This is a genomic window from Pseudorhodobacter ferrugineus DSM 5888, from assembly GCF_000420745.1.
GTDB classification, from domain to species: Bacteria; Pseudomonadota; Alphaproteobacteria; order Rhodobacterales; family Rhodobacteraceae; genus Pseudorhodobacter; species Pseudorhodobacter ferrugineus.
On the sequence record NZ_ATVN01000005.1, the window covers coordinates 1 to 15,097 of the forward strand.

The window sequence follows — 15,097 nt, forward strand, 5'->3', positions numbered from 1 at the left end:
GTTCAGTGCCTCTGGCGGTGCATTGCTCTTCCACCTTCTGAGCAAGCTGTATGAACGCACCAGCGTCATCATCACCACCAACCTGAGCTTCAGCGAATGGGCCAGCGTGTTCGGCGATGCCAAGATGACCACCGCACTGCTCGATCGTCTTACCCATCGCTGCCACATCCTCGAGACTGGCAATGACAGCTACCGCTTCAAGGCCAGCTCCGAAACAGCGAAGAAAAAGCGAAAGGAGGCAACAGCATTGACGCCATCATGACATAGAGAACATAACTAATGGGTGGGTCAAATCGCGGTGACAATGCCGGGTCAGTTCTCAGTGACAATCAACACCAACGTGTTTTCCCTGCACGCCGGTCGGTCCGAATCCACCTTGCGTGACCCGATTCGTGACTTGATCAAGGCGCAACGCGGCATGGTTGTGGCCACCACTTTTGCCTCTAACGTGGCGCGCCTCAAAACACTGGCCGATGCTGCCGTGGCCGCCGACCGGACCGTGTGTTTCTTGGGCCGCTCGATGCGCCGTATGGTTTCGGCGGCGGAACAAGCGGGCGTGCTGAAAGGCCTGCCACGCACAGTCAGCCCTGAAGAGGCCCTAGAGGTGCCGCGCGGCAATCTGATGCTGATCGTCACCGGCTCGCAAGGCGAACGGCGCGCCGCCTCGGCCCAGTTGTCGCGCGGGAAATATCTGGGGCTGGAAATGAAAGAGGGCGATACGTTCCTGTTTTCGTCGAAAACCATTCCTGGCAACGAGCGCGGCGTAATCTCGGTGATGAACGCCTTTTCGGAAATGGGCGTGAACATCGTCGATGACAGCGGCGGGCTTTACCACGTGTCCGGCCACGCCAACCGCCCCGATCTGGAAACGGTGCATAAGGTGCTGAACCCCGAAATCGTGATCCCGATGCACGGCGAACACCGTCACCTGCGCGAACATGCCCGCATCGCGATGGCCGCTGGCCGCATGTCGGATGTGGTGACAAATGGCATGATGATCGACCTGACAGGCGACGCGCCAGTCGTGGCCGAATATATCGAGACAGGGCGCACCTATCTGGACGGTTCGGTCATGATCGGGTCCCGCGATGGTGTGGTCCGCGACCGTATTCGCATGTCGCTGAACGGTCATGTCATGGTCACGCTGCTGCTGGACGAGGCAGATGAACCCTTGGGCGATGCTTGGGTTGAGGTGAAAGGCCTGCCGGAAAAGGGCCGCACCGGCGCAGTGCTTGCCGATACGTTGGAAGCCGATTTGACCGAGTTCTTGGATAAGGCCGGTAAAAAAGTGCTGAAGGATGACGCAAAGCTGGACGAAGCCGTGCGCCGCGTGGTGCGCCAGATTGCAATGGAAGAAATCGGCAAAAAGCCCGAGGTGACCGTGGTGGTCAGCCGTTTGACTGACGGCTAACGCTTTACCTTAAACATGAAAAAGGCGCGCAAGGGAAACCCTGCGCACCTTTTTTTATCTTTTAGAACCTAGCGTTAGGTCAAAACCCAACGCCTAGGTTTGTTACGTTGCGCTTTCATCCGCAGCAACAATTTCAACCACGGCCGCGTCAACCCCATCATCGTCGTCATCCGGTGTGTTATCTTCGATCTTAAAGCTGCGCAGAATGAAGTCTGGCACATGGTCGCCAAGCCCGACAACACGGTCATTCCCGCCCCGCCGATCATCGCGGCGCTCAGTATTGCGGTCGCCACGGCGCTCATCACTCTGCTCTTCGCGCCGACCGTCCCGACGATTGTCATTACGATCATCGCTGCGGGCATTCCGTCGGGGCTCGCTGCGCGCACGGTCTTCACTCGGTGGGCGGCGATATTCGGCTGCAGGCGTTGGTGCAATGGCAGCAACCGGGGCAGGGGGCGCAACTACGGCCTCAACCTGCGGCGCATCTACCGCGTCTGCGTCAGCAACCGCTTCGGCCTTTGGCCCACGCGAACGGCTACGGCCACCACGGCTACGCTTTGGCTTTTCAACCTCTTCCTCTGCGGCAGCAGGCGCAGGGCGCTCGGTCTTTAGGGCGATTCCTTCGGGCAATTCGCCGCGCGGGACGGGCTTGCCAACCAGCTGCTCAATTGCAGAAAGATACTTCGCATCCGACGGGACTGACAGCGTATACGCCTTGCCTTCACGTCCCGCCCGGCCCGTGCGACCAATCCGGTGCACGTAATCTTCGGGGTGGCTTGGCACGTCAAAGTTGAACACATGGCTCACGGCGGGAATGTCCAAACCGCGCGCGGCCACATCCGACGCCACCAGCAAATGTACAGACCCGTCGCGAAACCCGTCCAGCGTGCGGGTGCGTACCGATTGGTCCAGATCGCCGTGAATAGGGCTTGCGTTAAACCCGTGCTGTTTCAACGACTTGGCAACAACATCCACATCCATCTTGCGATTGCAGAAAATAATCGCATTGGTGCAGCTTTCACCCTCGGCCCGAATGATCGCGCGCAAAACCTCACGCTTTTCGGCAAAGGTCCGGTCCTTGCGGCTCGGCTTTATCTCAATCAGCTTTTGCGTGATCGTGTCAGAGGTCGAGTTCTGACGCGCAACTTCGATCTTTACCGCACCCGACAGGAAGGTATTGGTGATCCGTTCAATTTCCGGTGCCATCGTCGCCGAATAGAAAAACGTCTGGCGGGTAAACGGCGTCAGGCTAAAGATTTTCTCGATATCGGGGATGAATCCCATATCCAGCATCCGGTCTGCCTCATCGACCACCATGATCTGCACGCCTTGCAACAGCAATTTGCCACGCTCGAAATGGTCCAGCAAACGGCCCGGTGTCGCGATCAGCACGTCAACGCCACGGTCGATCAGCTTGTCTTGCTCGCCAAAGGCCACGCCACCGATCAGCAGCGCTTTGGTCAGCTTGGTATGCTTGGCATAGGTTTCAAAATTCTCGGCCACTTGGGCGGCCAGTTCGCGTGTGGGTGCCAGCACCAAGCTGCGCGGCATCCGTGCGCGCGCACGGCCCTTGCTCAGCAAGGTAATCATCGGCAGCACGAAACTTGCGGTTTTGCCGGTGCCGGTCTGGGCAATGCCCAACACGTCTTTGCCTTCCAGCGCATGCGGAATGGCTTGGGCCTGAATGGGGGTAGGGGTCTCATAGCCTGCTTCGGCCACAGCCTTAAGCACGCGGGGATCCAGCGCGAGGTCAGAAAATTTGGTCATGTGCGTCCTGTGAATGCGGTATCGGACCGCAAGGGTGGGATGGGACGCAAGTATTCCGGGCGCCCCGGCGTCTAAAGCCCGAAGGCTGATCAGGAGTTAGCCGTTATTGGTGATAACGTCAAGTTCCAGCCATTGTGGTCGCCTTATGCGTGGGCTTTTTCGCTGACAGCGCAGGGGCTTTTGATTTGACCGCAGATTTGGCCCGCGTATCCGCAGTGCTGCGTTTCGGGGTTGCCTCTGTGACACGTGCGGCAATCTTTTCGTCTTTCGGCTTCGCTGCCACTTCGGCCTTTGCCTTTTCCAACGCCACCTTGCGGTAATCAACCGCATTCGGGTGCTCTTTGCAAAACGTCCGGAACGCCCGCATGTCTGGTTCTTGCAGCATGGTGTAATAGCGCGCCAAATGTGTGAATATGGCCGCCTCGCGCAGTTCCATCAGCCGCCCGTCAGACGCTTTGTCCAGCGCCGCCATGCGCGCCTTTACCCGTGCCACAAACGGCTGCATGCTGTCGTCAATCTCAAAGTTCTTGTTCCGCATGGTCCAATAGCGGTGCCCGATTTCGCGGTTGCTTTGATGCGCCGACCCGCGTGCCGATTTCAGCATAAAGCTGGAAAGATCGCGCACAATGTAATGGTTGATCTGCGCAAATTTGCAGCCCCCTGGATCGTTCGAGTTAAAGTTTTTCAGCGCGTAGTCTTCCGGCGCAAGCCCGCTGCCATTGGTATAGCGGATCGTCTCTTCTGGCGTTTTAGGGCCGTTGGGGCGATGGATGCCGGGGCGTTCAAAAAGCGACGGGCGAAACATGCACTTATATGCGCCAAAATGGTCTGGCTCTCTCATCTGATAATTCGCCATGCGAAAGCGGTCTGTCACAAGCTGGTCGGTCAGCGTTTCATAGCCCGAATTGCCAAAAAGCCGCCAGTTCAGTTGAATACAATCGCTGTCGGGCAGCGCCTTCATCAAATCCTTGATCGTCCCGTCGCCGGTCTTGACCACCAAAAACTCGTCCAAATCCAAGGCCATCGCCCAATCGCTTTCGGCGTATTGCGGCAAATTTCCACTGCGCGTATAGGCCCTGACCTGATGGCGGCCCGCAACGGCGCGGTTATAATAATATTCAATCGCGCCGATATTGCGCAAAGCGACCAATGTCTGATGGGTCAGATCATCGCTATCATTCTGATAGATAACGATATCCGTGAACCCTACTTCAAGATGATGCGCGACCCATTCCAGAAAATAGGGCGCTTCGTTTTTGGCGGTTGCAATCAAAATGGCGCGTGGCTGTGTCATTTGGCCTCTTTTCTTTTATGTGTTTCGCGCGGCTATTCGCGCGCGTTTTTTGTCGCGCATTGCGCTGATCCGGCGAAACAACCCGCCGGAATCTTGGTTCAATCTGTCCAGCAGCAGGCAGGCGAGCGGCCCCATCACCGGCTCGTCCATTGCGCGCTGCCACACGGGGGCCAGCAGGTTGATATCAAGCCCGCCCGATGCCAGCGAAAACGGTGTCATCTCCAGCGGCAAAACCGCATCAATCCGGCGCAAGCCGTACACCTCATCCGGCGCTTTGCCCGAATGCAACCGCTCAAATTCATAGAGTTTCATCATCGAAAACAGCATGCCCATCTCGCGCCCCAGCGCCTGCTCCGATGCGGTTGCCCCATGTTCACCAAAGGTAATCACGGCCGAAATGAGCCAGCGCGTGCTGAGGACCCCCAGCAAATAGGGTGACTGTTCGACCCATATTCTGCGAAACAGTGGGACGGCCTCGGCGGGAAAACGGCGTTTGCGCAGATGGGAAATCAAGAAGCCATGCAAAAACACCAGTTCGGACTCGCCAACCATTTCAACCCGCAGTTCATGCTCTTTCGCGGCCCAGCGGCTTGCGGCTTGCGGCAAATCAGGGGGCATAACCACAGGTTTCATGACCAAAGCGGCCAAATCCACATCAATATCGGGCAAGCCTTCGCCTGCTTCGGGCCGCATCGGGCCACGCCGCTTGTCCCAATGGCCGATCAAGCTGTCCGGCGCCCCCACATATGTGGGCGGGGAAAGCGGCTTGGTCGTCTGCCTCACCATCAACTGCCTCGTTTGTTTTCTTTTTAGAAACAATGTGGCGGTATATTGCGCAGCAGTCTACGGCATGATGTAAAATTTGGTAATCTTCTCAGCGGGTACGTGGCCAATTGGCCACGCAGGTCACGCCATCATTTCCTTGGTCGCGGTTAATTTCAGCGTGGGATAGTCGCGGATGATCCGGTCAATATCCCATTGCAGGCGCGTCAGGAACACCAAATCCCCATCACTATCGGTCGCGATATGGCCTTTGTTGATGTTGGTGAATTTGTCCAACTCCGCCTTCGGCCCCTGCACCCAGCGGGCCGAGGTGAAATGCGATGGCTCGAACCGCACAGGCAAGGAATATTCCTGTTCAATCCGGCTAGCCAGCACGTCAAACTGCAACGCGCCGACAACACCCACGATATAGCCCGACCCGATCATCGGCTTGAACACTTTCGCAGCCCCTTCTTCGGCAAATTGCAGCAGCGCCTTTTCAAGGTGCTTTGCCTTCATCGGGTCGCCCGCGCGCACGCCTTGCAACAGTTCCGGCGCAAAACTTGGGATGCCCGTGAACCGCAAATCCTCGCCCTCGGTCAGCGCATCGCCGATACGCAGCTGCCCGTGGTTCGGGATGCCAATAATATCCCCGGCCCAGGCCTCTTCGGCCAACTCGCGGTCGGCGGCCAAAAACAGCACAGGGCTGCTGATCGTCATCACCTTTTTGCTGCGCACATGGTTCAGCTTCATCCCGCGCTCAAAATGCCCAGACGCAAGCCGCACAAACGCCACGCGGTCGCGGTGCTTGGGGTCCATATTGGCCTGCACTTTGAACACAACGCCGGTCACGGCCTGCTCTTCGGGTGCCACTTTGCGTGACGCTGTGGGCTGCGGTTGCGGCTCGGGCCCGAATTTCGCGATCCCGTCCATCAATTCTTTAACACCAAACGAGTTGATCGCAGACCCAAACCAAATCGGCGTCATCGACCCGTTCAACAGCGCCTCGCGGTTCAGCGCGGGCAGCAAGGCCTTGGCCATTTCCAGCTCTTCGCGCAGTTTCGCCAACATCTCGGCGGGCACATGCTGCGCCAGCTTGGGGTCGTTCAACCCTTTAATCTCAATCGTTTCGGCCACGCGGTTCCGGTCGGCGCGGTCCATCAATTCCAATCGGTCGTTCAGAATGTCATAGCACCCCAGAAAGTCACGCCCCGACCCGATGGGCCAACTGGCAGGGGACACGTCAATCGCCAGATTTTCCTGAATTTCGTCAATAATTTCAAATGTATCGCGGGCCTCACGGTCCATCTTGTTACAAAAGGTCAGGATCGGCAGGTCTCGCAACCGGCACACTTCAAACAGCTTTCGCGTCTGGCTTTCCACACCTTTCGCCCCGTCAATCACCATCACGGCGGCATCAACGGCGGTCAGCGTGCGGTAGGTATCTTCGGAAAAATCCGAGTGGCCGGGCGTGTCGACAAGGTTAAACCGGAACTCGCGGAAATCAAACGACATCGCGGATGCGGAAACCGAAATCCCGCGGTCTTGCTCCATCTTGATAAAATCCGACCGCGTGCGCCGCGCCTCACCCTTGGCGCGCACTTGGCCAGCCATCTGAATAGCCCCGCCAAACAACAGGAACTTTTCGGTCAGTGTGGTTTTACCGGCATCCGGATGTGCGATGATCGCAAAGGTCCGGCGGCGGGCGATTTCGGGCGGAAGGGGGGGGCGATTGTCCAACATAGGCGGCACATATCGGTAATTTCAGCGCTTCGCAACTGTCCGCAAGCGGCCCTAACGCCCGCCCTCACTGCGCTTTTGCCTGTCGAGGCCAAGCGCCCCCAAAACCTGCGCGCTGGCCTCGGTTCCAAAGTGCTGGCTTTGGCTAAGGCCTGGAAACCGCTTCTTAACCTCGGCGGCCAGATCGGGGGGCAGGCGTGACACAGTCGCCTCTGTCACCATCAGGCTTTCTGCGGGAATACCCTCGGCATAGATGATTTCATGCGCGTCAAAAACCAGGCTGTAATAGTCGACAAACCCGCCTTCGCGCAAAAACACGGTGTTGCCATTCACCAAATGCTTGGCCTGCACCAGAATTTCCGATTTTGGCACGCCATTCGCTTTGCGGCGTTGATACAGAAACATGCGGTGATGCTGGCTGACCACCAAATCGCCCGCGTTGCCCATTACGCCCGCCGTAATCATCACCGGCGCATAGGCCCCGACCGCCCGCAAGGTCACATGACCGACCCAGCGCAAATCTTGCGGCCCGTGGTCACGCGTCAAAACGCGGTCGCCGGCGGCCAGATCCTCGATCGGGCGCTGCGTGCCATCGTCCAGCGTGATCATCGTGCCGCGCGCAAAGGAAATGCACAATAGGTCCATCAACCGCTCTTCCGGTTGCGGCTCTTCCATCTTGACCAAAGTATATTCGATTTGCGGGCCCATCGGTGACAGCGGCAAAATGTAATAAGCCCCGTCAAGGCCGGCATTGGCCCAAACCCGCAGCGCCAGCATCTCCACTTTGTCACCGTCCGGTGCCATCATGGTGTAACGCGCCGCAATCGTGACCAATGCACCAGGGGTGCCCAACGCGCTCCCCTCAGCCACGGTCTGGGCGTCACCACCGCGCTGCAAAACCAGCTTTTGCGCCTCGACCCCCTGCGCCAGTTCGTAAATATCACCGAGGCAAGCGTCATCCAGCCCCGCCAACCCTTCATTAAGGTTAACCCCAATCGAAACAAACACATCATCCGAGGTGAAAACCTGACAGATTTGTCTGGGCAGGGCGGATTGTTCAACGGTCGCTTGCACAATAAGATCCATTTTTCACTAAATACATAGGTGGTGGAATATGCCCGATATTCCAGAACAGAACCTTATCAAATCCTTAATTTTTTCACCAGCTTACGATTTTATCGCACTATTAGCGCGAAACAACACCTCAGGTCTGTGCGCATTGTTTCGCACTCTCGCGAAAAACCAGCTGCTCGGCGAATCGCGCCTGCCCACTTTCCCTTGGCTCCTCTGCCTGCTACCTCTGTTTCAGAAATAACACCAAGGGGCGAAAACATGGATCTCGGGATCAAAGGGAAAACGGCACTGGTCTGTGCGGCATCAAAGGGCTTGGGCCGTGGGTGCGCCGAGGCATTGGCCGAAGCAGGCGTGAGCCTGATCATCAACGCGCGCGGTGATGCGGCGTTGCAGCAAACCGCCAGCCATCTGCGCGCCACCTACGGCGTCACGGTCACCGCCGTGGCCGCCGATATTACCACCGATGCAGGCCGCACTGCGGTTCTGGCTGCTGCGGGCGATGTTGATATTCTTGTTACCAACGCAGGCGGCCCGCCTCCGGGCCTATGGTCCGATTGGTCGCGCGATGATTTCATCAAGGCACTGGATGGCAATATGCTGACCCCAATCGCCCTGATGCAGGCGGTTTTGCCAGGCATGATCGCGCGCAAATGGGGCAGGGTGGTCAACATTACCTCCGGCTCGGTCAAGGCACCGATCCCTGCACTGGGCCTGTCCAATGCCGCGCGCACCGGCCTGACCGGCTTTGTCGCAGGCACCGCGCGGCAGGTGGCCGAACATGGCGTCACCATCAACAACCTGCTGCCCGGCATCCATGCCACCGACCGCGCCGACAGCTTGGATGATGGCGTCGCCAAGGCCCAAGGCATCGACCGCGCTACCGCCAAAAAACAACGCGAAGGCACCATTCCCGCCCGTCGCTATGGCACTGCCGCCGAATTCGGCGCGGCCTGCGCGTTCCTGTGTTCCAACAAGGCGGGCTTTATCGTGGGTCAAAACCTGTTGCTTGATGGCGGCGCCGTCAACGCAACAATCTAGCCTCTCGTGCAGCGTATCCTGTATCTGTCGCACCCCGAGGTGAACATCGACCCGCAAACCCCTGTTCCGGAATGGAAACTTTCGGATCAGGGGCGGCGGCGTCTGATTGCCTCCACCGCACGCGGCTGGCCCGGTCGCGGGTGGCGTATCGTCACCTCGCCCGAAACCAAAGCCCAGCAAACCGCTGAACTGTTGGCCAATGCCTTTGCCCTGCCGCTGCACATTCACCCTGATATGGCCGAGGTAGACCGCAGCGCCACGGGCTATATCCCGCATGATCAGCATGAAACCTTGGCCGATGCCTTGTTCGCCCATCCCGAAACAGGCCCGATGGGCTGGGAATCCGCCATTGCCGCCACGGCCCGCATAACCCAAGCCTTTCAAGAGGTTATGGCTGAAGTGTCAGACAACCTTCTGTTCATCGGGCATGGCGCGGTTGGCACATTCTTGTGGTGCGCGCTGACCAAAACCCCCATTACCCGCGCCGCCGACCAACGCCGTGGCGGCAGCTTTTGGGCCGGAACCTACAGTGCAGCAGGCTTTGTCGCTGGGCACCCGTGGCAAGGGCTGGAAACCGCTGCGGTAAAATAGCCGCCAGACTTGCTCATCGCTGCTGCGCCTGCTAACCCATTCCCGATTGAATTAATAAGGTAAAGGCCGCGCGCCCGATGCTTTCGCCCCAACCCAGATTAGAGGTTACAAACCTGTCCCGCCGTTTCGGTGCGCGCGACGTGGTGAAAAACCTGTCGTTGACCGTGGCGGCAGGGCAGGTGACCTGCTTGCTTGGGCCGTCCGGTTGCGGCAAATCCACGACCCTGCGGATGATCGCAGGTGTTGAAAACCCCGATAGTGGCAGCATCCGGATGGACGGCGAAACCGTCTGTGACAGCCACCTGCGCCTGCCCCCCGAACGGCGCGGCGTTGGCCTGATGTTTCAGGATTTCGCCTTGTTTCCTCACCTCAGCGTGGCAAAGAACGTGGCTTTTGGCCTGACCGGCGACAGCACCACCGCCGCCGCCCGCGTGGGTGAGCTGTTGGAACGCGTCAACCTTGCAGGCTTTGGCAGCAAACACCCGCATGAACTTTCGGGCGGCGAACAGCAGCGCGTGGCGCTTGCCCGCGCCCTTGCCCCGCGCCCGCGCATCATGCTGATGGACGAACCTTTTTCCGGCCTTGATAACCGCCTGCGTGACGGCATCCGCGACACCACCCTAGAGGTGCTGAAAGACGAAGGCACCGCCGTGTTGCTGGTCACCCATGAACCCGACGAGGCGCTGCGCATGGCCGATGAGATTGCCTTGATGCGCGATGGCCAAATCGTGCAGCGCGGCTCACCTTATCATGTTTATAACGCGCCGGTTGATCGTGCTGCCGCCGCATTTTTCAGCGATATCAACGTGATACGGTCCGTGTCGCGGGGCGCACTGACCGAAACCCCCTTTGGCGCCTTCCTGACCCCCGGCCATGCCGACGGTGGCAAGGTCGAAATCGTGATCCGGCCCCAGCACCTGAAAATCGATTTTGACCGCGCGGGCCGTGGCCCCAACCCAACCCCGCAAGATGGCACACCTGCCCGTGGTATCGTGTCGCGCGCGCGGTTTTTGGGCCACGAAAGCCTTGTCGATTTCACCATGGATTTCGACGGCTCCAAACTGACCGCCGCTGTGCCGGGGGTGTTTTTGCCCAAACTCGGCACGCCGCTATGGTTGATGATCCGCCGCGACCGCTGTTTTGTCTTTCCCGCCTGATGTCAGGCCAGATCTTCGGGGTCGGGCACTAACCCTGCTTGCGGCAACAGCGTCGCCACTTTGAACCGCAAGGCCCGCGCCGCCCGTGCCCGTGGCCCGTCGCCTGCGCCAACATGCGCCAGCCCCTCCATCAACGCCTCCAATTCTTCTTGCGTCAGCATCACGGGTGGCAACATCAACGGCGCGCGCAAGATGTACCCCAACCCCCGTTCGCCTTCGACCGGAATGCCGGTTGCGGCCATCATCGCCATATCGCGCCAGATCGTGCGCACCGACACGCCCAATTCCCGCGCCAGCGCATGCGCCGTATGCAGCCGCCCGTCGCGCATCCGCTGGATCAAATCGAAAACGCGTTGGTCGCGGCTCATCCTTGGCCTCTCCTTCTTATAACTGACAAAATACTGTCAGCAGCGCGGCCCGTAAAGCAGAATCCCCCTTTGATCCGTCCGCACGAAGCCCTAAACGAAACGGATAACAGTCTGGGCCCCAACCCGCGGCCCGATAGGGGAGAAGTCTAATGTTAAACAATATTGGCCCAATGGGTCTTATCTTGATCGCCGTTGTCGTCCTTGTTCTGTTTGGCCGTGGCAAAGTGTCATCCTTGATGGGTGAAGTCGGCAAAGGCATCAACGCCTTCAAAAAGGGCGTGAAAGAAGAAGCGGAAGAGCTTGAAAACAAGACCGCTGCGGATGCCGTCGATGTGACGCCCAAGAAAAAAGACAAGGTCTGATAGACGCGCAGGGATACGCCCATGTTTGATATCGGCTGGACCGAGCTTATGGTCATCGGGATCGTGGCGCTGATCGTGATCGGCCCCAAAGATCTGCCAGAAATGTTCCGCACCCTTGGCCGCTTTACCGCCAAGGCCAAAGGCATGGCGCGCGAATTTTCCCGCGCAATGGAAACGGCGGCGGATGAGGCAGGCGTCAAAGACGTGGCCTCGGACCTGCGCAAGGCAACCTCGGCCAAGTCGATGGGCTTGGATGCGGTGAAATCGGCGGCGTCCAAGTTTGAAAGCTGGGATCCGATGAAATCGACCAAATCATCAGCCGCCAAACCAGACCCCGCCGCGCCAAAACCAGATGCGCCAAAGCCCGCCGCCGCAAAGCCAGCCGAACCCAAACTGGACATACCCAAAGGCCCCGCAACCCAGGCCCTTGCCGATGCGCAAGCCGCCAAACGCGTTGAACGCACGGCAAAAGCGGCAGAGCCTGCTGCAAAACCGCCCGCAAAGGCGGCTGCAAAACCTGCGGCCAAGCCAACTGCCAAACCGGCGTCAAAGCCCAAGGCTGCCGCGCCCAAACCGGCCCCGAAAGCTGCACCAAAACCTGCGCCCAAAACACCAAAGCCAAACACCAAAAAGGGTGACGTATGAGCGCGGATGACATCGACAATAGCTCTGCCCCGCTGATCGAACACCTGACCGAACTGCGCAACCGCCTGATCTACTCGGTCCTAGCGTTCGTCGTTGGCATGGTCCTGTGCTTCAGCGTCTGGAACCCGATTTTCAACTTCCTGACCCAGCCGATCTGCGCCGCCCTTGCCGACCGCAACCAAGATTGCAGCCTCGTGCTGATCAAACTGCAAGAAGGCTTCTTCGTCGCCATTCGCATCTCGCTTTTCGGCGGCTTCATCCTTTCCTTTCCTGTCATTGCCTTTCAAATGTGGCGCTTCGTCGCCCCCGGCCTGTACAAAAACGAAAAGGGTGCTTTTTTACCCTTCCTCGTCGCCTCGCCCGTCATGTTCACCATCGGCGCTGCCTTTGCCTATTTCGCCATCCTGCCACTGGCGTTCGATTTCTTCCTCGGTTTCCAACAAATGGGCCCTGCAACCGATGCCGCCGCAGGCTCGGTCGGTGTGCTGTTCCAAGGCTCGATGGAGGAATATCTGGCCCTGACCACCAAATTCATCCTCGCCTTTGGCCTATGCTTCCAGCTTCCCGTCTTGCTGACCTTGATGGGCAAAGCGGGCCTCGTCTCGGCGCGCGGCCTTGGGTCTGTACGCAAATACGCCGTTGTGGCCATCCTCGTGCTGGCAGCCATCGTGACGCCGCCCGATGTCGTCACCCAGATCATCCTGTTTGCCGTGGTCTACGGGCTTTATGAAATCTCCATCCTCCTTGTGAAACGGGTCGAAAAAACCCGCGAAGCCGATCTGCGCGCCCAAGGCCTTTGGGTCGACGAAGACGACTATGACGAGGATGATACGGGTGAGGACGTTAAGTAATGGATAACGCAATCCTGATCCGCATCGCCGAGGCGCTGGAACGTATAAACCCAGCGCCCGTGCCCGCCCCCGATTTTGATGCGGCCAACGCCTTTATCTGGCACACCGCCCCCGACCGTCTGGACCCCGTGCCAAACGTGTCGCGGGTCGATCTCGACCTACTGATCGGCATCAGCCGCGCCCGCGATATTTTGCATGAAAACACCTTGCATTTCGCCCAAGGCCTCCCCGCCAATAACGCCTTGCTGTGGGGCTCGCGTGGGATGGGAAAATCCAGCCTTGTCAAGGCGATCCACGCCGACATTACAGCAAATCACCCCCTCATTCTCGTTGAACTCAGCCGCGAAGATTTGCCAACCGTCACCACGCTTTTGCGCCACCTGCGTGCCGCCCCAAACCGCCGCTTTATCCTGTTTTGCGATGACCTCAGCTTTAGCCACGATGACACGCATTACAAATCGCTCAAGGCCGTGCTGGATGGCGGGATCGAAGGGCGCCCCGACAACGTCATCTTTTACGCCACCTCCAACCGCCGCCACCTGATGCCGCGCGACATGATCGAAAACGAACGCTCCACCGCGATCAGCCCGTCCGAGGCGGTCGAAGAGAAGGTTTCGCTCTCCGACCGTTTCGGCCTCTGGCTTGGCTTCCATCCGTGCAGCCAAGACGACTATTTGGCGATGATTGACGGCTATCTCGCAGCGCATGGGCTGGTGGTCGCCGCCGACACTTTGCGCGCCGAAGCAATAGAATGGCAGGCCACACGCGGGTCGCGCTCCGGCCGGGTGGCTTGGCAATTTTTCACCGATCTGGCGGCGCGCCACGGGGTGAAGGTCTGAGATTCCGATCAAACACAGGATCACTTTTGGTTGATCTTGATCAAAGTCAATTCTGACGGGATCCGATACAATCCCCTATGTGAATGTATGCATGGGAGGATTTCATGGAATTTACGAAACGGTTTGGACTTTTGGCCCTGATGGGGTGCATGGCCGCTGGAACCGCCAGCGCCGATGTCTTGCGCGAAACCGCGTTGGAGGCGTTCAAGGCCCTGCCATCGACCACGCCCGCAGTGAAAAACAACCCAATCACGCCCGCCAAGATTGATCTGGGCAAGGCGCTGTTTTTTGATCCGCGGATGTCGGCATCGGGCGTGTTTTCATGCAACTCTTGTCACAATGTGGGCACCGGCGGCGATGACAATCTTGAAACTTCCATCGGGCATGGCTGGCAGCGTGGGCCGCGCAATTCACCCACCGTTTTCAACGCTGTTTTCAACGAGGCGCAGTTTTGGGATGGCCGCGCGCCAGACCTTGCCGAACAGGCCAAAGGCCCGGTACAGGCCGGTGTTGAAATGGCGAACACGCCCGATAATGTGGTCGCCACACTGAAATCTATGCCGCAATATGTCGCGTGGTTCGAAGGCGCTTTCGAGGGGGAAACCGATCCTGTCAGCTTTGACAATTTTGCCAAGGCGATTGAAGCGTTTGAGGCAACGCTGATCACGCCTGCACCGTTTGATGCGTGGTTGAACGGTGATGATGCGGCCTTGTCGGATGTCCAGAAAGCGGGTTTGCAGCAGTTCGTGGATCTGGGCTGTGTCGCATGTCACGCGGGGACTAACTTGGGCGGGCAGGGCTATTATCCCTTTGGCCTGATTGAAAAACCCGGCGCGGATATCTTGCCGGTGGGTGACAAGGGCCGCTTTGCCGTGACCGAAACGGCGGATGATGAATATGTGTTTCGTGCGGCCCCGTTGCGCAATGTGGGACTGACCGCGCCATATTTCCATTCCGGCAAGGTTTGGGATTTGAAGGTTGCCGTGCAGATCATGGCCGAATCGCAGTTGGGTGAGGAAATCAGCGATGAAAGCGCCACACAGATTGTCGCTTTTCTGGACAGTCTTACAGGTACAGCACCAACTTTGACCTACCCAATCCTTCCGGCAGAAACAGCTTCAACGCCGCAGCCCTCGGGCGAGGTTTTGCCTCAGTAAGGCAAATCCCGTTGTAAAACAGAGACGCGCGTGCCGGAAGT

The 15,097-nt window shown here is 58.5% G+C and carries 16 protein-coding genes and 1 pseudogene; 11 read left to right on the forward strand and 6 right to left on the reverse strand.

The genetic code is table 11. The features are described from left to right. Nucleotides 1-262, forward strand: a 262-nt coding sequence (locus G560_RS0105800; protein WP_022703369.1) for an ATP-binding protein, incomplete at its 5' end; no start/stop codon positions are given. Between the two features lie 30 nt (nt 263-292). Further along, nucleotides 293-1,411 (forward strand): annotated as a pseudogene (locus G560_RS18685) (ribonuclease J); the annotation flags it as partial. Nucleotides 1,412-1,513: 102 nt separating this feature from the next. Here the strand turns inward: G560_RS18685 and G560_RS0105810 are convergent. From G560_RS0105810 to G560_RS0105830, 5 genes are all read right to left on the reverse strand, one after another. After that, a complete protein-coding gene (locus G560_RS0105810) occupies nt 1,514-3,178 on the reverse strand; it encodes a DEAD/DEAH box helicase (protein ID WP_022703371.1) in 1,665 nt (554 codons plus the stop codon). 118 nt (nt 3,179-3,296) lie between these two features. Further along, nucleotides 3,297-4,472 (reverse strand): glycosyltransferase family 2 protein, encoded by a 1,176-nt coding sequence (locus G560_RS0105815; protein ID WP_022703372.1) that lies wholly within the window; start codon nt 4,470-4,472, stop codon nt 3,297-3,299. A gap of 15 nt (nt 4,473-4,487) precedes the next feature. After that, nucleotides 4,488-5,258 carry a hypothetical protein gene (locus tag G560_RS0105820; protein ID WP_022703373.1) on the reverse strand — a complete coding sequence of 257 codons (771 nt, stop codon included), beginning with the start codon at nt 5,256-5,258 and terminating at the stop codon, nt 4,488-4,490. 120 nt (nt 5,259-5,378) lie between these two features. Next, nucleotides 5,379-6,977, reverse strand: coding sequence for a peptide chain release factor 3 (locus G560_RS0105825; RefSeq protein ID WP_022703374.1), 1,599 nt, complete (start codon nt 6,975-6,977; stop codon nt 5,379-5,381). Nucleotides 6,978-7,028: 51 nt separating this feature from the next. Then, on the reverse strand, nt 7,029-8,060 hold the full coding sequence (locus G560_RS0105830) for a Hint domain-containing protein (protein WP_022703375.1): 1,032 nt from the start codon (nt 8,058-8,060) through the stop codon (nt 7,029-7,031). A gap of 28 nt (nt 8,061-8,088) precedes the next feature. On the opposite strand from G560_RS0105830, the gene G560_RS20955 reads away from it, so the two are divergent. From G560_RS20955 to G560_RS0105845, 4 genes are all read left to right on the forward strand, one after another. Then, nucleotides 8,089-8,289, forward strand: coding sequence for a hypothetical protein (locus G560_RS20955; RefSeq protein WP_155947167.1), 201 nt, complete (start codon nt 8,089-8,091; stop codon nt 8,287-8,289). Nucleotides 8,290-8,306: 17 nt separating this feature from the next. Further along, complete coding sequence (locus G560_RS0105835) at nt 8,307-9,086, forward strand: SDR family oxidoreductase (RefSeq protein ID WP_022703376.1); 780 nt, start codon at nt 8,307-8,309, stop codon at nt 9,084-9,086. Between the two features lie 6 nt (nt 9,087-9,092). Beyond that, on the forward strand, nt 9,093-9,677 hold the full coding sequence (locus tag G560_RS18690; RefSeq protein WP_022703377.1) for a histidine phosphatase family protein: 585 nt from the start codon (nt 9,093-9,095) through the stop codon (nt 9,675-9,677). Between the two features lie 77 nt (nt 9,678-9,754). After that, nucleotides 9,755-10,834 (forward strand): ABC transporter ATP-binding protein, encoded by a 1,080-nt coding sequence (locus tag G560_RS0105845; RefSeq protein WP_022703378.1) that lies wholly within the window; start codon nt 9,755-9,757, stop codon nt 10,832-10,834. 2 nt (nt 10,835-10,836) lie between these two features. On the opposite strand, the gene G560_RS0105850 is transcribed toward G560_RS0105845, so the two are convergent. Further along, nucleotides 10,837-11,202 carry a helix-turn-helix transcriptional regulator gene (locus G560_RS0105850; protein ID WP_022703379.1) on the reverse strand — a complete coding sequence of 122 codons (366 nt, stop codon included), beginning with the start codon at nt 11,200-11,202 and terminating at the stop codon, nt 10,837-10,839. Nucleotides 11,203-11,351: 149 nt separating this feature from the next. Here G560_RS0105850 and tatA point away from each other — a divergent pair, with 149 nt between their 5' ends. The 5 genes from tatA (at nt 11,352) to G560_RS0105875 (ending at nt 15,056) form a co-directional block, all read left to right on the forward strand. Beyond that, entirely contained in the window at nt 11,352-11,564 is a 213-nt protein-coding gene (gene tatA / locus G560_RS0105855; protein ID WP_022703380.1) for a twin-arginine translocase TatA/TatE family subunit, read from the forward strand. A gap of 21 nt (nt 11,565-11,585) precedes the next feature. Continuing rightward, nucleotides 11,586-12,209 carry a Sec-independent protein translocase protein TatB gene (tatB, locus tag G560_RS0105860; RefSeq protein ID WP_022703381.1) on the forward strand — a complete coding sequence of 208 codons (624 nt, stop codon included), beginning with the start codon at nt 11,586-11,588 and terminating at the stop codon, nt 12,207-12,209. Next, on the forward strand, nt 12,206-13,060 hold the full coding sequence (tatC, locus tag G560_RS0105865; protein WP_022703382.1) for a twin-arginine translocase subunit TatC: 855 nt from the start codon (nt 12,206-12,208) through the stop codon (nt 13,058-13,060). Before tatB ends, tatC begins: the two co-directional genes overlap by 4 nt. Beyond that, nucleotides 13,060-13,899: an ATP-binding protein gene (locus G560_RS0105870; RefSeq protein ID WP_022703383.1), complete on the forward strand. Its 840-nt coding sequence runs from the start codon at nt 13,060-13,062 to the stop codon at nt 13,897-13,899. The genes tatC and G560_RS0105870 overlap by 1 nt, the downstream gene beginning before the upstream one ends. A gap of 140 nt (nt 13,900-14,039) precedes the next feature. After that, entirely contained in the window at nt 14,040-15,056 is a 1,017-nt protein-coding gene (locus tag G560_RS0105875; RefSeq protein ID WP_155947178.1) for a cytochrome-c peroxidase, read from the forward strand. The last annotated feature ends 41 nt before the right edge of the window (nt 15,057-15,097 follow it).